This is a genomic window from Sphingobacterium sp. UBA1498 (assembly GCF_002325125.1).
Classification (GTDB): domain Bacteria; phylum Bacteroidota; class Bacteroidia; order Sphingobacteriales; family Sphingobacteriaceae; genus Sphingobacterium.
Genome location: NZ_DCRG01000001.1, coordinates 24,583 through 47,927, shown reverse-complemented (window position 1 = coordinate 47,927; position 23,345 = coordinate 24,583). Strand labels below are relative to the sequence as shown.

The window sequence follows — 23,345 nt, the reverse complement described above, 5'->3', positions numbered from 1 at the left end:
CTTGGGGAAAGAAAAGCTGTTAGCTTTTTTACTCTCATGTACCTTACCATCGGTAATCTCCATGAAAACCGGTAGGCAGCCATCATAGTCAAGTACAGTATGCAGTTTCGCTGCACCCTTATTGCTCCGGAATTTAGCCTAGTCAAATATCGACAGGCATAAGGGGATCACGCTGGCATCCATCAGATAGACTTTACGCTTCAATGCCCTGAGCTGACTGCGCTGATTGGGCTCCTTATTCCAAAGATTGTCCAAAAGGGCGAAATAAAGGTCTTTGAAAAGCTTATGGTCGCGGTGTTCATTCATATAGGAGATGCTCGATTTGCTGGGAGCTCGGGAGATACCCATATGGTTCATGTTGCCCGTGGTACTGCGAAGACCGTTACTGATATCCCGGACCGAATCGCTGCAGGAGAGATGGCAAAAAAGCATGCTCACCAGATGTGTCCCACTGTTAAGACCTTTATGATGTTTGTCGCTATTGTATTTAGATACAAGCTTTTTAAAAATATCTCGGTCTATCAAAGACAGTAGTTGACTGAAAACATTTATATTTACCATTGCTGAGGTGGTGTATTTGCGTTTTCAATATAACATTTTTTGAAATCGCAATGCGCCACTTTTTTTATACGATTTTGGTAATCGTTTTGGACGCTAGTGATAAAGGTTTTTTACATGTTCATTTGGCAAGGTATTTCTGTCAAGCATCGTTGTCGTATATAATGCAAAGGGGACATTGCTAATTCCTAATAAGACCGTATCTCCTTGAAAAAATAGTACTGATCCATTTTTTTCATCACCCCAGTCTACCCGAAATAAAAACCACTTCCTTTAATGATACTCCTTCCTTCATTGTTATCCTTTTCCATAATGACTAAATATGGGATCTTACAACCGCCAGGTCACAGTTTAATTTCTCCTGCAATTCAACTATAAACTCAGGTTTCAAAGAGCTAGCAATTAAATGCGGATTCATCGTTTGCATTCTGAGGTCCCTTTTTACAACGATTAGACAATGGACAAGAATGGTTCAAATGAAACTTATTAGGAGAAGAGCGTCAGAGGCCCTAAACGTATTGGCAATAGTGGGGCTGACATTCATAAACGGTTGTTGGATGGCTAAAATAATGGCGTTGGAAATTTCCGAGTTTTCGGTTAGGAAAAACGTTTTGAGGTATCGAAAATTTTTGAATAGAATTGACAACTGATATCTCAAATAATCTAGCAAGCTTTACAGAGCCTGTAAAAGTAACTATTTTGGTAAATTCATAAGTAGTTCTTTTGCAGGCACCTCTTGAATTTTACCATCAACTTTTACCACCAAACTCTCACCCTTTGCAGCACTTTCTTCTGCCAATTTTCGTAAAGCCTTTTGCACTCCTAAACGAATTCGTTCAGCAAGATTGATATTTTCAATATTTACCTTATCGTTCATTATGGTATTTCGATTTTAGTGTTGACCAAATTTCGCTATTTGAAACGAATTCTCCAAATTTATCACCTTGAGCAATTATTTCGGGTATTAAATCCATGTTATCAAAAACCAGCCATCGATCACATATCGGAATATAAATGTTAAACAGGTTTTCTAAACCACGACGATATCGTCTTTCTATCACATCAGATGGAATATTGTGTCCCCCGTTTTCTACTCTCTTCTTTACGCGTTGTATGGCTAGTGAAGGTGAGTCGAGCCAAAAATAGAGTACAGTGACTGAATACCCCAGTTTTTGAGCTTCGAGTACTAAATTTTTATAGCTTCGAGTGGAGAGCGTTGTTTCAAATGCAAAATCAGCTTTATTCTTCATCAATTCCGCGCTATACGCTCCAACATAATTCGTCCAGCTGATACAGCTACGCTTTGCGGGTTGAAAGGAGAAATACCTGCTGCTATGTTGTCGGCATTTACAAATTCCCTGCAATCTAAAATCTCCGGTAACACGGTGTAACTAGCGGTTGTTTTTCCTGCTCCGTTGCAGCCAGAGATAATGTAGATATTTGGCATATGCTGTTTTTTTGTTAAAATAGGGAAAATTGACCAAATTTTAATTCCTTATTTAAAATTGGTTCTGTTTATCGTTATTCGCCTTAGTGTTTGTTGTTTCCTGTTCAGATGATGATGTGCCATTTATTATCCTTCAAAACCACTTTTTGGCCTATTCGTAATTTATAATTTTTTGAGCTATGAGAATCTAGCCAAACGCCAACTAAACGCCCACAATTTTCATTATCTAAATCACTTTTGAGATTTTTTGTGATTTCATTATCTGTATTAGGAATTACTTTTTTTTCAGCCACTCCATTAATACAACTTATTAGAGTTAAAATGTTTAAAACAATTAATGTTACTATAATAATCTTTGTCATACTTTTATAGATTGCCCAATCAATTACACATGCTTCTGTCAACATAAGTCTTGTTGCCATTGGAGTTAATATAATAACAGCCTCCACGAGGGCCACGGATGTAATTTCTCGAAGAAGAACTACTTTTAGATTTATTTGTTTTGCGCGGCGAAGGGGAGGAGCTCGTACTTTTAAATTGATTGATATTTGATGATGTAGATTTGTCTTTTACATATTCCCAGGTTCCGTCGCTTTTTAATAATACCGTTTTTCCATCCGTCGTTGTTGCATATTTGTTTTGCGCACTTAGAGATAACGTCAGGATTGATAATATAGCGAATAGTATTTTTTTCATCATGTTGGTATATTAAACTGAGCTAAATGCTTCAATAGGTTTATAATGAGGACTTATAAGATTAAAATAGTAAATAGCAATTATCTAAAACAATATTAATCCTACGAGTTCCTAAAGCATTGAATTTAATTTATCGTTGTCCCACTCAAAGAAGAAATCGCTACCATTAATTTCAACTTTCATCAAAAATGAATTAATGTCTAATCTACACGGAATATTACAATAACCACTATACTCAGTGTTTGGGAATATTGTGTTCATCTTTATATAGCCATTTTGAATAGACGTAAGCCGATCAACCTGTTTTGCTTTCAAACTTTCTAAGTTTTGGCGGGCGTATTGAGCGGCTATATAAGCGTTGCCACCATTAAATACTGTCGAATTTGATTTTGTATTTATGGAACCTGTCATGGACGTAGAACTAGTTCCAGCGTACATATTATTTCCGAAAAATCCATAATTAAGAGAGCGACCATTTGCAGTTACATATGTGTTCGAGTTGGAAGATATAAAAGAATAACCAGCTGCAACAGCTGCGAGCCCCTCAGATAGCCCATTCCAAAACATCTCACTCTTTTGGATTTTCTTGACCATTGAAAGGTATTTTTTATAGTCAAAAATTGGAGCAGTAAAGAATTTGGATTTCACTTCATATTGAGCATATATTTTGGATGGATCTAACAATATATCTTTCTTGTTGTAATTTTGTACAAAAATCTGTGGCTGAAAAAATTTCCCATAGTTTTCTTCAATGGCCAATTTAATCGCGATAATCATTCCTTTGTATGCATACCGTAGTACGGGGGAGCCTTCATTGTAGAAGATGTAAAATTCTCTCGAAGGTGTTTTACCAATGAATGCATCAACATCTAAAAACTCTGTTGATTGTGAACTATCGATCTTTAAATGAGGAAGGTTGAATTTCTTAATCGTTGCGCTTTGGACAGCAAAGGCATCGTTAACATTATCTATTTTTTCAAATTCAAGTGAAAAATTTAATTTTTCACCAGAATCGTTGAATAAATGTTTCTTTTCATCCAACGGGAGATTGTAGCTATTCAATAATTTTTTTGCCTTTCCGTTGGAAATAAGTTGTATATCCTCAGATCCATTTAATTCCAGAGATGTAATGCTTGTGTATGAAAAATGAATGACAGTACTATAATCGTATTGATCAATTTGTTCGATGATCAATTCGGGATAATTGCTATTGTCGTAGTCTATCTTATTATATTGTGCTTTCGTAGAAAAATAGCTTGATAAGCTAATCCCTAACAATAGCATGCTTCTTAAACATACTTTTCCGAAATTCATTTTTTTCTAAGGTTAATATTAAAAACAAAGGTAGCGAAAAATCCTCTTTGCTTCTTCAAATAATAAATCAGCACATATCATTTTCGTTAAGTCGCGATAAGTTTTTAAATTTGCTATATGCAATCCGATCTCACATACGACAAAGCGAACTTGCGAGAATTGGCTTCTTTGGTGTCTCATGCGTCATTCAAGAAGCTTTCAAGCAGTACCAATCAGTCTTCTTATATCAGGAAGATGAAAAAGTATGTAGGTTGGAATGAGATGGTTGAAAATAAACCCAACCAATTAGGCGATTTAATCGCACATTCTTATCAGATCCTTGAACAAAATTATAGGCACGAATATATCTACAAGAATAAGTTGCTCAATGAGTATGTCTTGAAAAACTATTCCTTAGATGACACAATTCTACTCAATGAGTTTCGTGTTGGTCAGTCCATTGCAGATACGGTGCTTGTCAACGGAACGAATAAGGTTTTTGAAATAAAGACCGAGCTGGATTCCCCCGAACGCTTAGTAAGTCAGTTGAACGATTATTACCGAGCTTTTACCGAGGTTTATCTATTTACGCACGTTTCCTTGCTAAACAAATATCTTCGGGTACTTCCTGCTTACGTAGGCGTATTGATCTATACAGAAGAGGGAGAGGTTTCTGAATATCGTGCTGCTGTCAAATACACAGCTTGTCTTGATGCCAGCTATATGATGTCGTCCTTGCGAAAACCTGAATATAGCCGGCTTATAAAAGAACTTGTAGGGTTTTTACCTGACGTAACACCAGTATTTTATTATCGAGCATGTCTGGAAATATTAACGGAGCTGCCAGTAGAAGAAGTCCAAGCAATGTATTGCCATATCTTAAAAAGTCGTATTGATCCACAAACCAATTTATACTTGACTCTTGGCGATGTACCTTCATTCGTTAACTTCTCTTTTTATCAGGCGAAATACAATAAAAAGTCGTATCTTACTTTGATTAATAATCTAAGTAAGAACCTATTATTATAAAGCGCTTATGTATTTCCCGTATCTCCGAGGTAAGCAATTTGAGTTAATTGCATTACGTGAACTTGTAGGGCTTCCATTAAACCCAGAGAAGATCATTCCTATTATTGAACCTGTAAAGAAGAATACCTCTTCGCTAAGGACAGCACTTAAAGCTTTAAGCGGGGCTAATATCCGTGTACAGTTGGTGGTAAATACTGAGCATGGAGAATTAAAAGGTGATAGTGAATCCATTTTTAATTTAATTGAAGAACTAAAAGATCTAGGTGTCACATCCATTATACCGACCTATTTAATTAAGACTGATCGTGATAGCTTTTTTGCGCAAGAAAGCATTAGGCAAAGAGGCTTTTCAGATAGTGGTTATGCATTGGTTCATCTTAATAAAACAAATGATATTCAATCTTTAAGCGATTTTACAAAGGATACAGCCTGCCTTTATAATACCATTCATATAAACAATCTTTTTGGTCTTAAGCGGAAGTATGATAACAGAGCGTTATTGAGTGATAATTTCAATAAACTTACAAAGAATACGGATTACATTGGGATAAGAGAAGAAGTATTTTCAACTGATTACCTTTACTATCCGGATGAGGGATGCATTGCTTTTGCAGATTACCAATCCATTGGAAGCGCTTATAGTGAGGGCGGAGGTCCTGCTTATGCTGTCGCCATACATCTAACCTTTAAATTGGATGGAGACGAGGATATCCGTATTGCACACTTTGTTTCTAAATCAAATGATGATGCATCCGATCCGGCAAGGAAATATTTTGAAGCCTTGGAGGATTTAATACAATTTGTTGATGAAAAGAGAATCCCTGAAACAATAGCAATAAGAGAGTTTCGTAGACATTATCGGCAGCAATCTTTTTCGGGCCTCGGCGTTGTCAAAAAGCTCTCCATCATGCATCACATCGAATTAATCCAAGGGCTAATCTCCTAATCTCAAAGCTATGAATTGTTGTGTAAACTGTTTCGCAGACCAAGGGGTGCGGGATAGGATAGAAGCGGAATCAAATGGAAAGGGACTTTGTGATTTTTGTGAAAGTAAAGATGTCTTTTTGATAGCCTGCGAGGAACTATCTGATGTCTTTGATGCACTATTTGAACTTTATATCAATCATCCAACGGCTGTATTATCCCTCAAAGATGACAGGTCGGTTGCAATGCATGAACATTTAATATGTTATTGGCCAAAGTTGTTCGATAGCGCCAAATTAAAATCCAAAGATGTCAAACAATTACTCAATCAGATTGGTCGAGGTTGGGTTGGATTTAAGGATTCATTGTTTGAGGAACCAGTAGAGTTGCAGATCTATCTTAATGGTGAAGCGACGGACGATTCCCATCGGATGCAATGGGAGAAATTTGCATCCGAGATAAAAGAGGAGAACCGTTTTTTTATTGCTAATACCTTAGATTTTGAGTTGCTGGAGTCTACCTTTAGCAGATTTGCAAAAACCTATCCTGTTGGAACGCATTTTTACAGAGCGCGGATCAGCGAGCGCCCACTTGAAGTCTATGAGCTGGGTAAACCGCCCAAGCTGTATACAACACCAGGCAGGGCCAATCCAGTTGGTATACCGTATCTATATATTTCTGAAAGTGAAGAGACGACCTTTTATGAAACACGGGTTTCTTTGCACGAGTCCATTAGTATCGGACGTTTTACGTTAAAGGCTCCATTGCAGGTCATTTCCTTAAAAAATATTGAAGATTACGGACCATTTGAAATTCAGGATCGTGGATTTGATATTGAGGAGTTTATGTTGGTCCGATCTTATTTGCTAAAACTCGAAGAAGAGCTGTCAAAACCCGTTCGGAAGCAAGATGTAAACCTTGATTACTTGCCTACCCAATATCTTTGTGAGTATATTAAGTCATTAGGGTTTCATGCGGTAGAATATCGAAGCGCAATGAAGGCCGGAGGCTATAACTTGGCAGTTTTTAATGATACTGACTTAGTTTGTATGGAAGTGAAACATTATCATGTGAAAGGCTTGAAATATAATTGGTAACATGCTTATGTTCAATTTTTTAAACTAGATTTTTATGTGTACGGTTTCCCGTAAATAGTCCTTCTTTCAAACCAATACTTTAGACTTACAGTTTGTAATCATAGCTATAATATCCCATCCATGTTAAATTCAATAAAAATGGTAAAGATGAAAAAAGCAGCAATTCTATTTATGATGTTTTTAATCACAGGATGTATTTTCTATCAATCTAAGGATAATAGAAATGAATCAGGTAGACACCTTAAGCCAGCTGGATTAAATAAATTTTATGGTACCTGGAAGTATGAGGGGCAGGATGAAGTGTTTACTATAGTTTTAGTAAAAGAAGAGTATTTTAACAAAAAAAATGGTGATAAGTTAGATTTCGCAGTTGGTTACCATTCTTATAAAAAGGATGGTGCGTTGATCGATGGTTATGACGTTGGTGGTAAGAATACCATAACTACCGGATCTTTTGATAAAAAAATAGATAATGAAAATGTATTATCTTTTCGATTTAGGGAAACTAAAAATCGTGTTAATGCCCGAGGAACATTAACTTATGTCAAAGGAAATCCTGATAAACTAGTTTTAAAATTTATATTAGCGGAAGGTTGGGGAATGATAAGTATAGATGGGAAAGGTGGTCAATATAAACTTCACGTTCCGAATAATATTGAATTGAAAAGAGTGAAATAGAAAAAAATGTACAGTGCGTGATAGATATTTGCGCAATTTCAGAGTAACACATTAGCTTAAAAGCTTCTCTCTGTGAATTAGAGGGAAGCTTTTTTATTTAAGTATTCGCTTTATTGTCTCAGTAAAACTGCTAACTAAATCAGTATGGTTTCCCGTGACGAGTCCTACTTTCAAACACATATCCTATCCTAACAATGTGTAATAATCTTGAAGTTAATAGCTGTAAGCCTATCAATTCAGCATACCAATTCCAACATTCCAAATGCATATAAAAAATGAGAAACCCAAATATCTTTACCATATACAATATTACTAATATTATTAGTAATTTTGTAAAATGAAACCACTAGAAATCTTTTGCCGAAATCGGGTAATGCACGCTCAAATTACCGTGCATGATAAAAGCATGGGCATGAAAGATTATCATGTCTATAACAAAAATGGCCTTGCTTTTTATGTTTTCAGGAAATTTCAGGGCGTGTGGCAATTGGCATACGGTGTACTTGCCGATGACATCAGGGAAGCGTGCATTGACGCCCTTATACTTCGCTTTGATACGGATGTGCCTGAGCTGTTTTATCACCATGGAAAACGCCAGGTAGTGGAAGTTCGGGCCAAGGAATACAGCCTTTGGCATATTTATCTCAATAATGCTTATGTAGGAAGTATTCAATATTACAGCTTCACTAAGCAGTTCAATTACCACCTTGATGACAATTGCTTATTGACCGATGATCACGTGCAAAAGTATATTGCCATGATCCAGCGCGGGGAATTAAAGTGGATAAAGGATGATATTAGATGAAAAAGGATATAAAAGGAATAAAAAAACCTTGAGTCTGGGAGGATCTCAAGGTTTACCAATTACTACCTAAATTACTACCTATTTTTGAAAAGTACTATTAATACAATATCAAATCCTGTTTGGTTTTAAAAAATAAATATTTCTAGATGTTTAGAATGAAGTATCAGCGGTCTAAAAGTTTTCTATTACCGGATACCTAACTATAGATGATCTAAGCAGTAAAAAATATTTTATGTTGACGAACCAGGTTTGGATGATCATGGAAGAACTTTTTAACAAAAGACGGTTGTCTTTATCCAAGAGTGGGTTGATCTGGAGTACTCGTGAGACTGACAATAATATTCGATGAAGTAAAATAGCATATCAGAATAAAATTAATATCAAGTGGCAAGTTTTGAACAACATTTTCAGCGAAATGAAAAACTATCATCTCAAAATAATTTACGATCTTTACACTAGATGAATGCCCAAAGCCGGTTAACATCTAGCTCAAGCGGACATCTAGCCAAAACTGCCTCCCTTTTCGGTCATAAGGGAGGCTTTTTTTTAATTTTTACCTTCTTAAAATTGTTGAATAAATTAGCTACGTTAAGCATGCCAACATTACTCCCTTGGTCAAATATGCAATTACTGGTTGGAAATTTCATATTTTCTTCAAAGGAGTTCCCTATATGATCTAATTCTTCGCTATACAAAATACCTTACGTACTATTTCCAGTAACCGTTAAGGTATTTGTCAATCTGATTTCTGTTGCTTAAATCGATTAATTGCAAGCTATTCCAGTCCGCTAAAACCATTTCGTATTCTTCTCCTAAGCTATATAGTGCGTCTTTAATCAATTTGAAATGTTCTCGTGAAATTTCCGTTCGAGAAGCTGTCGCGTTGATCGAAAGCCAAATATGTTTTACAAATTCTTCTTCCGTATCAAAAAATACAGTGAAGTTTGAGAAACCAAAAGCTTTAGTGGATGTTGTTTCGCAGTTGGCTATTTTATAGCCGACATAGTTAATGCTTTCTGCTTTTTCAAATTTATAATTTGTTAATAGTTGACTCAGCGGTGTTCCTATCAATATTGAATTTGAAGACTTACCATTTTGGTAAATCTACCAAACAGGTAAGTCTACCTTATCATTTAAACATTACTTTAATTTGTGACTACCTAAATGATCTAAACCGTCAAGATATTGATGAAAAAAAATTAAATTTGTGTAAACTATTAAAATTAAGAGTTATGTCCGAACATGGTGATATTATATGGCAAGTACATACTTTAAGAGGTCTTGGGCCGATCAAATTTTCCATGTCGCGTTCGCAGGTCGATCGATTTAGTGCAGACATTGGCTCAATTCAGGCTGAACGAAGTGATACAGTTGAAAGTCAACAAGCTGGACTGGAGGATCTTTATAAAGTTTTTTCCGATCTTTTTAATGACGAAGATTTTAAAACAGTTTCAGAAGCAATCGTAGAGTTTGGTCCTGCAATGGATGACAGGGTTGTGGAATTCAGGACAAACGGTTTATCTTTTGAATATACATCTGGCCGACTTACAGAAATCTTCGTTGATGAAAACTGTAAAAAGCTAACTTTTATGAATATTCCGGTTTTTCTGGAGGATCCTGTTACCATAATAAAGAAATTAAGCCGCAGTTTGAAGGAGCAGCCGCTCATATACGAACAGGAAGTGATATTTCCGGAACATAAAATGTATTTATTCTCATTTGTAGAGGAGATAGGTAGCTCCGGTCAATATCAGGCCGGACCGTCCTTTCATAGAAGTATGAGCTGGCGAGACAGTGTCAGGCCAAATTCTGTCGAACTATCGGAATACCATCTCCTGGATTTGGATAGATTAGTTCCATAAGGAACGTATTATTCTAAATAATATCATATTGTAAAATTTTCCTGTAGGCTATCATGGTATTTGAAAGGGATTCGTAAAAAATAAGAATATTTTGGCAGAATACTGACTCTTAATTGCCGTGCTAAAACTTTTTGAAAGAAACTTTATGACGGGCCTTAGATATATTATGAAGAATAAGTTCTGGAATAAAATTATGGTTAACGGCTTGTCAGTGCTATTTTAATCCCCCATGCAACGCTAAATGGTTTATATTTTGTATTGTTAAAAGACCTATTTTATCCCAAAAAGTTTATTAACGAATGATTCAACAGGTATTAAAATATGAATTCTTATTTAACTGGACGGAATTGGATAATGTCGAAACCTATAAACGATTTATTGAATTTGCCAAAGTTAGGATGAGTAAAGAATCATTTGATTCTATAGCTGAGTTAGAATTGGCAATATACAATAGTTGGATTAATAGAAATCGGAAATAAAAATATGATTTAGCTATTGGACTGAACAAACTGCATAGGTTTCAGTGTCGATTTAATTCAATTACATGAATTTCACATTTTATATAATCAATGTAACTTAAAAACTAGCTATGTCTAAGACATCCAAAATAAACTGGAAGGACTATGAAGCCATTACTAAATACGTATATGAGTCGCTCGGTGCGCAATATGGCATCAAGATCTTAGGTTACGGTAATGCGTGTAAGTTGAAAGGGAAGTCTGGTATCATGCATCAGATTGATGTCTTGACTGAGCAATTAGATGGTACGAAAAGCATGAGCACTGCGATTGAATGTAAATACTGCAAAGAGAAAGCTAATAAGGATATTGTAATGAAACTATCTGAAACTATGCTTGACTTGGGTATAGAAAAAGGAATAATTGTATGCAAATCAGGATTTACCAAAGATACCGTATTGTATGCTGAACACAAAGGTATAAAGCTAGTTAAGCTCTGGGAAGCCGGGGAGAGTGATGTGGATTACAAAAAGGAAATAGAGTTTGGAACTCTGGATATCCGTCTAAACACCACACGAACTCGAGCTAATATAACCAGTATAACCTTTGGAAATAAAACTATTCATTTTGATCCGTTCACAGGTGAGGCCTATTTATTTACACTTCGTGATGCTTGTGGAAGAGAAGTTAGCTTAAAACCGTATCTGCTAAAATTTGCTTCTGCGGTTACCAATAGGAGAGAGGTTCTAAAGAATATTACACTTGATTATTCAACGGATAGAAAATTATTCCTAGATTTCAAAAATGAAGTACTGTCTGTAGAAAAGTTCTCTGTTACCGGATTTCTAACTATAGATGATCTAAGCACCAAAAAATATTTTACATTGACGGATCAGGTGTGGATGGTCATGGAAGAACTTTTTCATAAAAGACGGTTATCATTATCGAAGAGTGGTTTGATCTGGAGTGTTCCCGAAACTGCTAATAATATTTAATGAGGTGAAATAGCATTTTGGGATTAAATTATTATTAAGATATAATTTTTGAACAATATTTTTTAAGAAATTAACAACAATTATCTTAACTAATCTCGCGATCTTTACAATAGATGAACGCCCAAAGCCGGTTAACATCTAGCCCAAGCGGACATCTAGCCAAAATTGCCTCCCTTAACAATTGTAAGGGGGGCTATTTTTTACTTTATTGTCTTAGTAAAACCGTTGAGTAAATCAGCTACGCTTTCCCGTAACCAATCCTACTTTCAAACAAATACCTTAGCCTTACATTTTGTAATAATCTTGAAGTTAATATCTGTAAACATATTCATTCAGTATAAATAATGTATATTAGGCTTGGGTATTAACCTTGCCCGATTGAAAAGTAGCATGCCATGATAGTAACCACGACCAATTCCATCGAAGGGAGGAAGATTTCACGATATAATGATCCAATAGCAGCCAATGTTGTCATCGGCACCAATATCGTTAGCGATATAGGCGCGAGCTATGTCGATTTCTTTGGCGGTCGCTCTACCAGCTATGAGAAGAAGATGCAGGAAATGTACAGGCGTGTTACCGAAACGCTCAAGCAGCGTGCGCAGGCAATTCGTGCTGATGCTATTATTGGGCTTAGTGTAGATATCGACGGAATCTCAGGAAAGGGGAGTCAGCTATTTATGATTACTGCAGTGGGTACACCAGTACATCTTAAAGAAGTTGCCCACGTTCCGGTGGAGAGGCAAGATGATCTATTGGATGGCGAACTGATTCAGCAGAAGGTCCTAGCAGATATTATCTTGGAGAATTATAAGTCGGTAGAATCTATCAATAAGGAAACAGCTGAATTTATAGCTACATCGGGCCTAAGGGAATTTGTGCCGCTTGTGTTCAAAGCAATGAATGAGGATTACGGTATAGAACAAACTCCAAAAGAAAAGCTGGAAATGCTATTCCGTACCCGATGAGGAAGCCATTGACTATTATAAATAGAGCTTTCTTAGATTCTAAAATTATGGATATGGAAGATGAAATTTTAAACGAAATCAGAACATTCGTGTATGATGGTGGTTGGGGGTATACTTTACCATTTCCATTTTTGTTTAAAAAAAAGGAAATTAATAGGGATACAAAATTAGTAGTTGATTTAAAAATAACAGGTGATGATGCAGATGATTTTTTTATTGCCTTTGCTGAAAAATTTAACGTTGATATAAGCCGATTTAAAATAGGAGACTATTTTGGCAATGAAGAAGACTTTGTTTCCAGCCTGATCAAAGACCTCTTTAGAAATAAGGAAAAAGGTATAAAATCATTAAACATAGGTCAATTGGAAAAAGCGGTTATAGCTGGTCGTTTAGATGAGGATGTTATAAATTCTTAAATAATATTTTACTATAAATGCAGGAGGCTTAGTGGAGATTTCTGAAAGTCGGACTGCATTCTTTTGAGAATTTATCGGAAGAGATAATGTACAAAATGATATAAAAAACGAATTAAAACTTGTTTAGGTTGATTTTTTTTGCTGGTCCAAGTTATCCATATTGACTGGCCTCCGATTTCCGAATTTACCTCGTTAATGCTAGCGGAATCTCCAGCCAAACTGAAACCATGCATAAAAGCAGAAGTCTACCTGAATAATGAGGGAATCAGAAGAATTCAGAGATAAAACTCCAGCACCTTTAACATATACAGATTGGATAAATGGCCTAAATAAGTGAAGATGAGAAAAATTATAATACATGGAGACGATAGTTCTATTCTGTCTGTGCGACTTGAAGATATATTGAACTGTTTTGAAAGAAAAAAGGATGAAGTTTTTTGGGGGTTGCTATGGGTATACGTGACAACAGTCCAAGAGGTGGATTGTGATATTGTTAAATTTGAAGAAGAAATCAACAAATCAAAGCGTGGCAAATTAATCTCTTTGGATAGCATATTGAACTTGTCTTCTAAAATCGATCAAGCAATTGAACTTTTAGTGATTGGCGACAGTAATATTGAAAATATCAGAAAATATGAGGGTGATAAGTTGATGTATGAAAATTGTGAATACATAATTGAGTTGGTTGATTCATCCTATTGGCTAGTCTGTAGTAAAGATGATAGTTTCATTGGGAATATCTTCGAAAAAATACAGGGAGTTGAATATGATAATTAAATTGACTACTCAAAGTAGCGAATATAAAGCCCAATCCAATGAAAGATTAGGCTTTTCTTGTTATTGTATATAAGCTTTTCACGGCTTATGAGCCGTAATATCCGTTCGGCACTTAAATTAGTGCAAATGGATGGATCAAACTGGTGGATCGTCTTACAAATTAGGTAATAGTTATGCTATATCGGAGGTGTCGTTTTAGGTGGATTTGTCGGAGGATTAATAGGTGGGGCAGCTGGATATTTCAGTGGTAGAACAGCAGGAGAGACTGTATATGATAAAGTTATAACGAAAGGTGTAGAATTAGAAAATAAATAATATGACAAAAAATCTGAAAAATATCTATTACAATTTTGAAGAAGGAAATTATGGACTTAAGTTTGTGTTTGATTTGGACGGGTTATACCTGCTGTTTGATTCGACGACTTTTATATATACAGATGCTCCTGAATTTGATGGATGGAGAAATTGGAATAAACTAATTTATAAAGAGCTTGGAAAAGATTCATTGCACATTACAGAAATTAAAGAAGATGAATTAACAAGTTACTTCGTTAAGCTTTCAAATAGGGATGTGTTTTATATTTATCAGCATATGGATTTGGAAGGGACCTTGCACCAAAATTTTACAGTGGTCTCCCCGAAAGAGGGCAATTATAGTGAAGTTTTAGAATACATGGAAGAGGAATGGATAGAAACACTCCTTCCTGGATATATAAAACCCAACGCTGGTTGATAGGAATTCTGTTCTGTCTTTAAGAAAAATAACCAAGACAAAATAATTAATGCAAGTGGTGGAACTGTTAAAAATGGGGGTACGTATATTATCTCCAGAACAAAAGCATTAGAAAATGAAAACTTTAACATATCCCTTTCTGCTTCACAAGGACGATCCAGCCGTCTTGCGCGCTCTCCGTACCCACCAATAAAAGCGCATCGTCGATCGACAGTAGATCGTCTTCCCAAAGTGGGGTTGTGCAGGTTCGGGTGAGCAGTTGCTCAAGATTTCCCTTCATGGGTCTATAGGCATGTTCGCCGAATTTCCGCCATAGATAAGTGAATCCTTCACTTTTCAGATAGCTGAGTATCTTTTCGTTCATAGGTCCTGTTTTATAATAAACAGCACAGTACCCCACTTGTTTAAGCAAAGCCCCTGCTATAAATTATGTCGCTGACAATGAATGTAATAAAAATTAAACCATTACGCCTTCTTGATTATTTGCTAATAATATTAGTAATTTTGAACACAGCAACTACCAGATTAATAGAAGCCGGCGGACGGCTTTTTATACAATTGAAAGACATGGAAAGGAGTATAGTACATTGTGATCTTGATACATTTTTTGTATCCGTGGAGCGACTGCAGAACAGCAAGCTCATGGGCATGCCTGTGCTCATTGGAGGAAGCAGTGACCGTGGGGTAGTAGCAAGCTGTTCTTATGAAGCCCGTAAGTTTGGTGTGCATTCTGCTATGCCCATGCGACTGGCCTTACGGATGTGCCCTGAGGCCATCGTTGTCCGGGGAGATCATGATCTTTACAGCCATTATTCCGGAATTGTTACCCAGATAATCGAGGAGGATACCCCCATTGTCGAAAAAGCCAGCATTGATGAACACTATCTCGACGTTACGGGAATGGACCGTTTTTTTGGTTGCTGGAAATGGACCCAGGAACTGCGGCAACGGATTATCAAGGAAACAGGCCTTCCGATCAGTTTTGGACTCTCGGTCAACAAAACAGTTTCCAAGATCGCTACCGGTCAGGCCAAACCCTGTGGCGAAAAGCATGTCAACAGCGGAACAGAAAAAGGATTTCTGGCGCCATTGTCCATCCGAAAAATACCGATGGTCGGAGAGAAGTCCTTTACACTACTCCGCAATATGGGTCTCTCCAGAATCGGTACTTTACAGCAGATGGAAGTATTTACCATGCAGAAAGTGCTTGGTGAGAATGGTATCAATATCTGGCGCAAAGCGAATGGACTTGACGATTCTCTCGTGGTACCTTTCCGTGAACAGAAATCCATGTCCAAAGAAAACACCTTTCAACAGGACACGATAGATATGGATATACTGCGCCGCACTTTGATCGGTATGGTCGATACACTGGCCTTTGATCTGAGAAAAGACCAAAAACTGACCAGCTGTGTTACGCTCAAGATCAGGTACAGTAATTTTGATACCCATACCCAGCAGTTATCCGTTTCCTATACTAACTCGGACCGGAAACTCACAGATGTTGTGCTTTCCCTTTTTAAAAAGCTTTATAGCCGGCGGATGCTTATACGGCTTATCGGAATCAAGTTTTCTGGACTGATTTACGGATCCTATCAGACCGACCTTTTTGATGATAGTGCAGAGGAAGTAAACCTGATGCAGGCAATGGATAAGATCAGAAAGCGATATGGGTCAGAATTTTTGATGAAAGGGATCTGCGCACCGCTGCCGGAGAAAGGAGGGGGAGATGCTTTTAAATCTACATAGCTACTTTAGCCTTCGATATGGCACCCTCAGTCTACAGGATCTCATTTCTGGAATGCTGGCGGGAGGGTATGACACTGCTGTGCTGACCGATATCAACAACAGTTCCGGTTCGCTGGATTTTATCAAACAGGGTAGGGAAGCTGGTCTGAATTTACTTGCAGGCATGGAATTTCGGGATGGAGACAAACTATGTTTTGTTGCCATTGCCAAGAATGAACACGGTTTCCGTGAGATCAACGAATACCGCACCCGGCTCAATATGGAAAACCGTGCGGTACCTGAGCGTGCGCCCGGTTTTGATCAGGTCTTCGTAATCTATCCTTTTCATAAAATAGATGGCTTTGTACTGCGTGATTTCGAATATATCGGAATAAGACCTGGCGAACGTACAAAAGCCCAATTGATGGAACGGCGTATCCTTGACCGCTGTGTGATCCTTGCACCTGTTAGCTTTCGTAAATCCGACTACACCCTGCACAGGCAGTTAAGGGCCATTGACAACAATCTGCTGATTTCGCAGCTCGAAAGCCAGCAGGTTGCCACCAATGATGAGGTATTTATTCCCAAGGCAAAACTGATGCGCCTATTTTCGGAGCTGCCGCAGCTGCTTGCCAATACCAACCGTATGCTGGGGCAATGTTCCTTTGGTTTTGATTTTACAAGCGTTAAGAATAAAGCAACTTTTACAGGAAACCGTTATAACGATAAACAGCTATTGCATAAGTACTGCATGGATGGTTTTGCCAGGCGCTATGGCAAGAATGACCGGATCGCCACAGAACGTATCCAGCGGGAACTAGAGATTATCGAAAATCTGCGCTTCTCCAGTTATTTTCTGATTACCGACGATATCTGCCGCTATGCACGTGGACGTAATTTTCACTATGTGGGCAGAGGATCCGGCGCAAATTCTGCAGTAGCGTATTGTCTTGGTATCACGGATGTTGACCCCATTGCACTCAATCTTCCCTTTGAGCGTTTCCTTAATCCCAAAAGGAAAAGTCCGCCGGATTTTGATGTTGATTTTAGCTGGAACGAACGGGACGAGATGTACGACTATATCTTCAACCGCTATCAGACCGGTCACACGGCTCTGATGGGCGCTATGAGCACTTTCCGTTCAAGGAGCATTCTGCGCGAGCTTGGAAAGGTCTACGGTCTGCCCAAAGCGGAAATTGATAGGTTGGTTCATGAACCTGAACACCTGCTCAATAAAAACGAGGTGACCAATACGATCCTGAGCGTTTACAACCGGATGGCCGATTTCCCTAATCAGCGAACCATCCATGCCAGTGGCGTGCTCATCTCGGAAGAACCGCTTACCTGTTATTCAGCGATGGACAATCCGCCCAAAGGATTGCCGACCATGCAGTTTGATATGTATGTGGCCGAAGATATCGGTTTTGAGAAGTTCGATATCCTGTCGCAGCGCGGTATCGGGCATATCAAAGATTGCCGCAGCATTGTACGCGAAAATCTCGGGGTAGTCATCGATACCGACAATCCAAAACGTTTTTTTCAGGACCCGCTTATTGCCGCACAGCTTAAATCGGCCAATACCATTGGATGTTTCTATATTGAAAGTCCCGCCATGCGACAGCTTCTGACCAAATTACGCTGTGATGATTACCTCACTTTAGTAGCGGCGTCTTCTATTATCCGGCCAGGTGTTGCAAGTTCCGGAATGATGGGCGAATACATCCGTCGCCATCATGATCCCTCCATAGTGGTCTATCCGCATCCTGTTTTTAAAGAACAGCTGGAGGAAACTTATGGGGTGATGGTCTATCAGGAAGATGTTATGAAAATTGCTAATGCTTATGGCGGATTGGATATGGCAGATGCTGATGTGCTCCGGCGTATGATGTCGGGCAAATATCGGAGCAAGGACCATCTGATTGAGATCGAAGACAAATTCTTTTCAAACTGTAAGGCAAAAGGATATGACGAAAAGGTGAGCCGTGAAATCTGGCGCCAGATGGAAAGTTTTGCCGGCTATTCCTTTAACAAAGCACACTCGGCTTCTTTTGCAGTTGAAAGCTATCAGAGCCTGTTCCTAAAAAGCTATTATCCCCTGGAATTTATGGTTGCGGTGCTCAACAATTATGGCGGTTTTTATAACCGCAAGGTTTATGTAAACGAAGCACGTATTGCAGGCGGAAACATTTGTCTTCCATGCGTCAACCAGTCCGTCTTCAATACCTCCATTAAGGGAAAAGATATCTATCTCGGATTTGACTGTATTCTCAATCTGGAAGGAAAACTAGCAAACCGGATCATTGAGCAAAGGGAATATGCCGGTCAATATCGTAGTCTGGAAGACTTTGTTAAAAGAACTCAGGCCGGGCTCGAACAGGTAATCCTCCTTATTCGGGTCGGTGCGCTGCGGTTTATAGGTATAGGCAAAAAACAGCTGCTGTGGGAAGCCCATCTGTTGATGAGCAAACACAAACCTGTAGTGACCAGTATGGCCCTTTTTGAAACGGAAAGCCGTAAGCCGATCCTTCCACCACTGGAGGAAGATATTTTAGAGGACTATTATGATGAGATGGAGCTCATAGGGTTCTGTGTCACAGGTTCATTATTTGATCTGACCAAAAGTGACTATCGCGGTGATATACCGTCGAAAGAACTGGGCCAGCATGAAGGAAAAATCGTACGGGTCGTGGGTGATTTTGTCTGCGAGAAATTTGTTAAGACCAAGCGGGGAGACCTGATGAAATTTGGAACCTTCCTTGATGCGAATGGCTATTTCTTCGATACGGTGCATTTTCCGCAGAGCCTGGCAAAGTATCCATTGCGGGGTGCCGGTATCTATTTGGTCGAGGGAAAGGTTGTCGTGGAATATGGATGCCCATCTATTGAAGTGATCCGCTGTGCCAAGATGCCCTTAAAACCCGATCCAAGGAGCGAATAAGAAGTCTTAAAAAAATATAGCGAAGAAAGCACAATAAATAATTACGAGTTTAATATGCTTTCCCTGTCAATAATTGAAATCATTGTTTGTATTTTTATTCTACAAATAGTTATACAATATTATGCTGTACAATCCCTTTGAACAAGTCACCAAAAATAGTTTTCGCGAGCTCGTTGAGTCCGGCTATACTGACTTTGTGCTACAGCGTTTTGAGTGGCCAGATGTCAGAGAGAAAACAGGCTTTCTGCTCAGCCCTTACGATGATAAGGAAACTGCTGGTCAGCATGCCTATCAGCTGGATCCAAAGGAGGGAAGAGCTTTGCAACTGCCCCAAGATGCCGATAAGATCGAGAATATGCTAGAGACAGGTTCCGGTTACCGGATCTTTCTCAACCGGATCAAGGAAGAGAACTGGGACAAGCGCATGCTCAAGCTTTATGAGAAAAATATTGTTAACTATTTGCGTACCAAGACCCGTTTTCAGCGCAAGAGTCCCATTGATATCCTATTTTCACTGGAATATGGCCGTGTAGTAGCGACCATTACCGATGGGCAGACCACAAAGAAAGTATTTGCCATAGAGATACTTCGGTAGCATGATGGGAGCCAAACTGAAATACCCTTTTTTCTTGCCTTAGGACAGTCGTTGTATACTGCACAAATTGCGTATATTCGTATCAGAGCCAAACAAAAAAAGGATACCATTATGTGCTGGGATATTAGCCTTCATACCGATATTGAGATTATCAAAAAGACTTTTCCGCAATTGCGGGACGAGCGCCGTCAGTTAGACTACAACTATGACTATCTGGAGAATGTCCAGGCCATTACCTTTCCCAAGTATCCGATCCTCTATAAAGATAAAGATTCAAGCCAGCTGGCATTGACCGAGATGGAGTGGGGCGTATTACCCACCTACATTGACGATCCAAAGCTGCAGGCCGATCGCCGGCGCAATATGATCAATGTGCGCAGCGAGCGTATCCTCGAAGATAAAAAGTCCTATTGGTACCGTCTACGCAAGCAGCGTTGCCTTATTCCGGTGAGCGGAACCTTTGAGCACCGTGCCGTGAAGGGCTGGAAAAAGAAAGTCCCTTATTTCATTGGCGAAGAGGGAAGAGATCTCTTCTATTTACCGGGATTGTATCAATGGCACGAGAAGGTGGATGAGGATGGCGTTGTTGAACGTGTAGGGTCTTTTGGTATGCTTACCCGTGCGGCTAATGAAGTGATGGCCAATATCCACAACGATGGTCCGAATAAACACCGTATGCCTTTGTTTCTGCCAGAGGATCTCGAGCGGCAGTGGATTGAGGATATTCAGGAGGACGATATGCCACCTATTTTCCTGTTCGAAATGCCCAATGAAAAGCTGAGACATTACCCGGTTTATACGTTGCGGGGATATCCAGCTCGTCCGGATGGAAAGCATCGCTATGAGGCTTTCGACTGGGAGGGACTGCCACCTTTGGGCAGTGATACCGCTCAGACCTCGTTGTTTTAAATTGGCATCTTGTAGTAAGTTTACAAGATATGTATCAAACAATAGCCAGAATTTGTAGAGCAAATGATATTTCTTTATGAAAAAAGTATAAAAGTTCGAATTTTAGAAAGTAATTGAATAAAATGAGCAACTGATATCTCAACTAATCTAACGATCTTTACAGTAGATGAATGCCCAAAGCCGGTTAACATCTAGCCGAAGCGGACATCTAGCCAAAATTGCCTCCCTTGACGGTTAACGAGGGGGGCTTTTTTTTATTTTATTGTCTTCTTAAAACAGTTGAATAAATCAGCTACGGTTTCCCGTAACCAGCCTTTCTTTCAAACCCATACCTTAGCCTTACAGTTTGTAATAATCTTGAAAGTTAATATCTGTAAACATATTAATTCAAAATAAATAATGTATATTAGGCTTGGGTATTAACCTTGCCCAATTGAAAAGTAGCATGCCATGATAGTAACCACGACCAATTCCATCGAGAGGAAGGAGATTTCACGATATAATGATCCAATAGCAGCCAATGTTGTCATCGGCACCAATATCTTTAGCGATATAGGAGCAGGCTTCATGTAGCTGCTTTTATGGGGATCAGCTGAGGGAGGTCCAAGAAAAGGGCCGCAATGATGAAGACTTCCGTGTTTTATTATACAATGAAATATCTCCAAAGAAATTTACCTACCATTTAAATAAATAAAATCGATATAATTTAATGAAGGACATTATTAACAAAACCAGTAAAAAAAAATGATTTATTGGCATATACAAATGTATCAACCATATGGAACTGGAAAGCTACAAATAGATTCAAGTCTAATGTTAAAGGAAAGAGAGCCAGTTATTGGAACAGGAGATTGGGATAATATTCAATGTCACCATTTTACAGGAAAGCGATCCGATGGTCTGGCTATAAATGACATCGTTTTAGTTAGAGAGGGAACGAAAATCATTGCATTGTGCCAAGTTTTATCAGACAGTTTTGAAAGTGCATTACTACAAAGTAAATATCACAACATCCATTACAGGAAGGTAAAAGTCTTAGATTTGTATGTGGGAGATAAAAGATTCCCGCAATCACGTAGCACATTACAGCGACTCGTGGATGACCAAACAAACTCATGGAAATTCATTTCTTCATATTATCAACACGTAAGATCAAAATTTATGATTTCAGACTGCACAAAGATTTTAAACTACAAAAAGCAGGTAATATTACAAGGTCCTCCAGGAACAGGGAAGACACGCACTGCAAAATTGATGGCAGCAGAGCTATTGGGCCTGAGCGATACAAAAGATTTAAAGGACAATGATCAGTTTAAACTCGTGCAATTTCATCCAAGTTATACTTACGAGGATTTTGTCAGAGGAATAGTAGCAAAGCCGAATAACGATGGTGGGGGAGTCTTATATGATGCTGAAAATAAGACTTTGGCGAGTTTTGCTAATTTAGCTTTAGAAAATTATCGCGATAGTGGGAAATCAGTCTCTACTTTAAAAAATGAGCTTAATTTTAATGAAAAGCTAAATGCTTTCAAAAATGATATTATAGACAGCCTGGCCAAAGGAGAATATCTCGATATTCCTGGCACCACAGCACAAATCGTAGACATAACTGAGACAGTAATAAAGTATAAGCATAAGAATAATATGAACTATCCTTATGCTTATACATTATTGTTTACCGATTTTATCAAACTGAATGAGCTTGGTAGAGAATTTAAAACATCTACAGATATAACTAAAACTGAAGAATTATTGGAGAGAAAAGCCGCCGGTACTTATTATTTTCATTTATACAAATTGATTATTAGTCGCGAGGAAAGCGTTGCAGATGCCGCTACTCCTGATGTTAAACCGTATATTCTTGTCATTGATGAAATTAATAGGGCTAATTTATCATCAGTATTAGGGGAGCTGATCTATGCATTAGAATATCGGGGTGAATCTGTCGAATCTATGTATGACGTAGGCGGCAGGAGCTTAATGCTTGCGCCCAATTTATATATTATTGGAACTATGAATACCGCAGATCGTTCAGTTGGTCATATTGACTACGCTATTCGAAGACGTTTTGCCTTTATCGATGTATTGCCCAAAAACTTAACCAACGAATTATCAAGTGATTTCCAAATTGAGCAGTTTAAAATTGTAAGTGAACTGTTTGTCAAAAATTATGACTTTAACGCAGACCTGATTGACAATAGCCCTGTAATTTTGGAGAGATCTGATTATATGACCGGTGATTTTGAACCCAAGGATGTATGGCTAGGCCATTCTTATTTTATTCAGCAATATGAAAAGGGGTGGCAAGGGAACCTCCTTAAGGATCAGCCGATTGATTTCCACCTTCGGGTGAAATATGAAATCAAACCCATCTTATTGGAGTATATTAAAGATGGAATATTAAAAGAATCAGCTAGGGATATTATAAATAAACTTTAA

The 23,345-nt window shown here is 38.2% G+C and carries 26 protein-coding genes; 17 read left to right on the top strand and 9 right to left on the bottom strand.

The genetic code is table 11. The features are described from left to right. Positions 1 to 138: 138 nt before the first annotated feature. The 7 genes from B3139_RS00200 to B3139_RS00170 all read right to left on the bottom strand — a co-directional run bounded on the left by B3139_RS00200 (position 139) and on the right by B3139_RS00170 (position 4,015). Positions 139 to 561 (bottom strand): DUF4372 domain-containing protein, encoded by a 423-nt coding sequence (locus B3139_RS00200; RefSeq protein WP_293879060.1) that lies wholly within the window; start codon positions 559 to 561, stop codon positions 139 to 141. Positions 562 to 1,252: 691 nt separating this feature from the next. Then, entirely contained in the window at positions 1,253 to 1,435 is a 183-nt protein-coding gene (locus tag B3139_RS00195; protein ID WP_028069684.1) for a hypothetical protein, read from the bottom strand. Further along, positions 1,425 to 1,808, bottom strand: a complete 384-nt coding sequence (locus B3139_RS00190; RefSeq protein ID WP_293879053.1) for a zeta toxin family protein — start codon at positions 1,806 to 1,808, stop codon at positions 1,425 to 1,427. Before B3139_RS00190 ends, B3139_RS00195 begins: the two co-directional genes overlap by 11 nt. Further along, a complete protein-coding gene (locus tag B3139_RS00185) occupies positions 1,808 to 2,005 on the bottom strand; it encodes a hypothetical protein (RefSeq protein WP_293879051.1) in 198 nt (65 codons plus the stop codon). Before B3139_RS00185 ends, B3139_RS00190 begins: the two co-directional genes overlap by 1 nt. A gap of 104 nt (positions 2,006 to 2,109) precedes the next feature. Then, on the bottom strand, positions 2,110 to 2,367 hold the full coding sequence (locus B3139_RS00180; RefSeq protein WP_293879049.1) for a hypothetical protein: 258 nt from the start codon (positions 2,365 to 2,367) through the stop codon (positions 2,110 to 2,112). 19 nt (positions 2,368 to 2,386) lie between these two features. Beyond that, entirely contained in the window at positions 2,387 to 2,704 is a 318-nt protein-coding gene (locus tag B3139_RS00175) for a hypothetical protein (RefSeq protein ID WP_293879047.1), read from the bottom strand. A gap of 108 nt (positions 2,705 to 2,812) precedes the next feature. After that, complete coding sequence (locus tag B3139_RS00170) at positions 2,813 to 4,015, bottom strand: hypothetical protein (protein ID WP_293879045.1); 1,203 nt, start codon at positions 4,013 to 4,015, stop codon at positions 2,813 to 2,815. A gap of 117 nt (positions 4,016 to 4,132) precedes the next feature. Between B3139_RS00170 and B3139_RS00165 the strand changes: the two genes are divergently transcribed. From B3139_RS00165 to B3139_RS00145, 5 genes are all read left to right on the top strand, one after another. Beyond that, entirely contained in the window at positions 4,133 to 5,023 is an 891-nt protein-coding gene (locus B3139_RS00165) for a sce7726 family protein (RefSeq protein WP_293879043.1), read from the top strand. Between the two features lie 7 nt (positions 5,024 to 5,030). Then, a complete protein-coding gene (locus B3139_RS00160; RefSeq protein ID WP_293879041.1) occupies positions 5,031 to 5,969 on the top strand; it encodes a sce7725 family protein in 939 nt (312 codons plus the stop codon). 10 nt (positions 5,970 to 5,979) lie between these two features. Then, on the top strand, positions 5,980 to 7,044 hold the full coding sequence (locus tag B3139_RS00155) for an RES family NAD+ phosphorylase (protein ID WP_293879039.1): 1,065 nt from the start codon (positions 5,980 to 5,982) through the stop codon (positions 7,042 to 7,044). Between the two features lie 147 nt (positions 7,045 to 7,191). After that, on the top strand, positions 7,192 to 7,722 hold the full coding sequence (locus B3139_RS00150; protein ID WP_293879037.1) for a DUF6705 family protein: 531 nt from the start codon (positions 7,192 to 7,194) through the stop codon (positions 7,720 to 7,722). Between the two features lie 337 nt (positions 7,723 to 8,059). Beyond that, positions 8,060 to 8,527, top strand: coding sequence for a hypothetical protein (locus B3139_RS00145; RefSeq protein WP_293879035.1), 468 nt, complete (start codon positions 8,060 to 8,062; stop codon positions 8,525 to 8,527). A gap of 708 nt (positions 8,528 to 9,235) precedes the next feature. Here the strand turns inward: B3139_RS00145 and B3139_RS00140 are convergent. Further along, positions 9,236 to 9,598: a hypothetical protein gene (locus B3139_RS00140; RefSeq protein ID WP_293879033.1), complete on the bottom strand. Its 363-nt coding sequence runs from the start codon at positions 9,596 to 9,598 to the stop codon at positions 9,236 to 9,238. Between the two features lie 161 nt (positions 9,599 to 9,759). Here B3139_RS00140 and B3139_RS00135 point away from each other — a divergent pair, with 161 nt between their 5' ends. The 6 genes from B3139_RS00135 to B3139_RS00110 all read left to right on the top strand — a co-directional run bounded on the left by B3139_RS00135 (position 9,760) and on the right by B3139_RS00110 (position 14,736). Then, entirely contained in the window at positions 9,760 to 10,389 is a 630-nt protein-coding gene (locus B3139_RS00135) for a hypothetical protein (RefSeq protein WP_293879031.1), read from the top strand. Positions 10,390 to 10,978: 589 nt separating this feature from the next. Further along, positions 10,979 to 11,842 carry a restriction endonuclease gene (locus tag B3139_RS00130; protein WP_293879029.1) on the top strand — a complete coding sequence of 288 codons (864 nt, stop codon included), beginning with the start codon at positions 10,979 to 10,981 and terminating at the stop codon, positions 11,840 to 11,842. A gap of 395 nt (positions 11,843 to 12,237) precedes the next feature. After that, a complete protein-coding gene (locus tag B3139_RS00125) occupies positions 12,238 to 12,810 on the top strand; it encodes a YbjQ family protein (RefSeq protein WP_293879028.1) in 573 nt (190 codons plus the stop codon). A 53-nt stretch (positions 12,811 to 12,863) separates the two neighbouring features. After that, positions 12,864 to 13,226, top strand: a complete 363-nt coding sequence (locus B3139_RS00120) for a DUF1493 family protein (protein ID WP_209581916.1) — start codon at positions 12,864 to 12,866, stop codon at positions 13,224 to 13,226. Positions 13,227 to 13,565: 339 nt separating this feature from the next. Next, complete coding sequence (locus tag B3139_RS00115) at positions 13,566 to 14,003, top strand: hypothetical protein (RefSeq protein ID WP_293879024.1); 438 nt, start codon at positions 13,566 to 13,568, stop codon at positions 14,001 to 14,003. Positions 14,004 to 14,319: 316 nt separating this feature from the next. Next, a complete protein-coding gene (locus B3139_RS00110) occupies positions 14,320 to 14,736 on the top strand; it encodes a hypothetical protein (protein ID WP_293879022.1) in 417 nt (138 codons plus the stop codon). A gap of 124 nt (positions 14,737 to 14,860) precedes the next feature. Here the strand turns inward: B3139_RS00110 and B3139_RS00105 are convergent, their stop codons facing one another. Next, positions 14,861 to 15,100 (bottom strand): hypothetical protein, encoded by a 240-nt coding sequence (locus B3139_RS00105; protein ID WP_293879020.1) that lies wholly within the window; start codon positions 15,098 to 15,100, stop codon positions 14,861 to 14,863. Between the two features lie 203 nt (positions 15,101 to 15,303). Here B3139_RS00105 and dinB point away from each other — a divergent pair, with 203 nt between their 5' ends. The 6 genes from dinB to B3139_RS00075 all read left to right on the top strand — a co-directional run bounded on the left by dinB (position 15,304) and on the right by B3139_RS00075 (position 23,345). Continuing rightward, positions 15,304 to 16,485, top strand: coding sequence for a DNA polymerase IV (gene dinB, locus B3139_RS00100; protein ID WP_293879018.1), 1,182 nt, complete (start codon positions 15,304 to 15,306; stop codon positions 16,483 to 16,485). Further along, positions 16,466 to 19,402, top strand: coding sequence for a DNA polymerase III subunit alpha (locus B3139_RS00095; RefSeq protein WP_293879016.1), 2,937 nt, complete (start codon positions 16,466 to 16,468; stop codon positions 19,400 to 19,402). The genes dinB and B3139_RS00095 overlap by 20 nt, the downstream gene beginning before the upstream one ends. Positions 19,403 to 19,523: 121 nt before the next feature. After that, the gene (locus tag B3139_RS00090; RefSeq protein WP_293879014.1) at positions 19,524 to 19,997 is read left to right on the top strand and encodes a hypothetical protein; all 474 of its coding nucleotides are present in this window, start codon (positions 19,524 to 19,526) and stop codon (positions 19,995 to 19,997) included. Between the two features lie 51 nt (positions 19,998 to 20,048). Then, positions 20,049 to 20,906: an SOS response-associated peptidase gene (locus B3139_RS00085; RefSeq protein ID WP_293879012.1), complete on the top strand. Its 858-nt coding sequence runs from the start codon at positions 20,049 to 20,051 to the stop codon at positions 20,904 to 20,906. A 450-nt stretch (positions 20,907 to 21,356) separates the two neighbouring features. After that, positions 21,357 to 21,479, top strand: a complete 123-nt coding sequence (locus B3139_RS00080; RefSeq protein WP_293879010.1) for a heavy metal-binding domain-containing protein — start codon at positions 21,357 to 21,359, stop codon at positions 21,477 to 21,479. Between the two features lie 240 nt (positions 21,480 to 21,719). Beyond that, a complete protein-coding gene (locus B3139_RS00075) occupies positions 21,720 to 23,345 on the top strand; it encodes an AAA family ATPase (RefSeq protein WP_293879008.1) in 1,626 nt (541 codons plus the stop codon).

Excerpts from the sequence above, each read along its gene's own strand:
- B3139_RS00150 (WP_293879037.1), top strand. The coding sequence starts at position 7,192 with ATGAAAAAAGCAGCAATTCTATTTATGATGTTTTTAATCACAGGATGT.
- B3139_RS00155 (WP_293879039.1), top strand. The coding sequence starts at position 5,980 with ATGAATTGTTGTGTAAACTGTTTCGCAGACCAAGGGGTGCGGGATAGG.
- B3139_RS00180 (WP_293879049.1), bottom strand. The coding sequence starts at position 2,367 with ATGACAAAGATTATTATAGTAACATTAATTGTTTTAAACATTTTAACT.
- B3139_RS00185 (WP_293879051.1), bottom strand. The coding sequence starts at position 2,005 with ATGCCAAATATCTACATTATCTCTGGCTGCAACGGAGCAGGAAAAACA.
- B3139_RS00080 (WP_293879010.1), top strand. The coding sequence starts at position 21,357 with ATGATAGTAACCACGACCAATTCCATCGAGAGGAAGGAGATTTCACGA.
- B3139_RS00190 (WP_293879053.1), bottom strand. The coding sequence starts at position 1,808 with ATGAAGAATAAAGCTGATTTTGCATTTGAAACAACGCTCTCCACTCGA.
- B3139_RS00075 (WP_293879008.1), top strand. The coding sequence starts at position 21,720 with ATGTTAAAGGAAAGAGAGCCAGTTATTGGAACAGGAGATTGGGATAAT.
- B3139_RS00160 (WP_293879041.1), top strand. The coding sequence starts at position 5,031 with ATGTATTTCCCGTATCTCCGAGGTAAGCAATTTGAGTTAATTGCATTA.
- B3139_RS00130 (WP_293879029.1), top strand. The coding sequence starts at position 10,979 with ATGTCTAAGACATCCAAAATAAACTGGAAGGACTATGAAGCCATTACT.
- B3139_RS00110 (WP_293879022.1), top strand. The coding sequence starts at position 14,320 with ATGACAAAAAATCTGAAAAATATCTATTACAATTTTGAAGAAGGAAAT.
- B3139_RS00090 (WP_293879014.1), top strand. The coding sequence starts at position 19,524 with ATGCTGTACAATCCCTTTGAACAAGTCACCAAAAATAGTTTTCGCGAG.
- B3139_RS00145 (WP_293879035.1), top strand. The coding sequence starts at position 8,060 with ATGAAACCACTAGAAATCTTTTGCCGAAATCGGGTAATGCACGCTCAA.
- B3139_RS00125 (WP_293879028.1), top strand. The coding sequence starts at position 12,238 with ATGATAGTAACCACGACCAATTCCATCGAAGGGAGGAAGATTTCACGA.
- B3139_RS00165 (WP_293879043.1), top strand. The coding sequence starts at position 4,133 with ATGCAATCCGATCTCACATACGACAAAGCGAACTTGCGAGAATTGGCT.
- B3139_RS00115 (WP_293879024.1), top strand. The coding sequence starts at position 13,566 with ATGAGAAAAATTATAATACATGGAGACGATAGTTCTATTCTGTCTGTG.
- B3139_RS00135 (WP_293879031.1), top strand. The coding sequence starts at position 9,760 with ATGTCCGAACATGGTGATATTATATGGCAAGTACATACTTTAAGAGGT.
- B3139_RS00170 (WP_293879045.1), bottom strand. The coding sequence starts at position 4,015 with ATGAATTTCGGAAAAGTATGTTTAAGAAGCATGCTATTGTTAGGGATT.
- B3139_RS00200 (WP_293879060.1), bottom strand. The coding sequence starts at position 561 with ATGGTAAATATAAATGTTTTCAGTCAACTACTGTCTTTGATAGACCGA.
- B3139_RS00195 (WP_028069684.1), bottom strand. The coding sequence starts at position 1,435 with ATGAACGATAAGGTAAATATTGAAAATATCAATCTTGCTGAACGAATT.
- dinB (WP_293879018.1), top strand. The coding sequence starts at position 15,304 with ATGGAAAGGAGTATAGTACATTGTGATCTTGATACATTTTTTGTATCC.
- B3139_RS00105 (WP_293879020.1), bottom strand. The coding sequence starts at position 15,100 with ATGAACGAAAAGATACTCAGCTATCTGAAAAGTGAAGGATTCACTTAT.
- B3139_RS00175 (WP_293879047.1), bottom strand. The coding sequence starts at position 2,704 with ATGATGAAAAAAATACTATTCGCTATATTATCAATCCTGACGTTATCT.
- B3139_RS00095 (WP_293879016.1), top strand. The coding sequence starts at position 16,466 with ATGCTTTTAAATCTACATAGCTACTTTAGCCTTCGATATGGCACCCTC.
- B3139_RS00120 (WP_209581916.1), top strand. The coding sequence starts at position 12,864 with ATGGAAGATGAAATTTTAAACGAAATCAGAACATTCGTGTATGATGGT.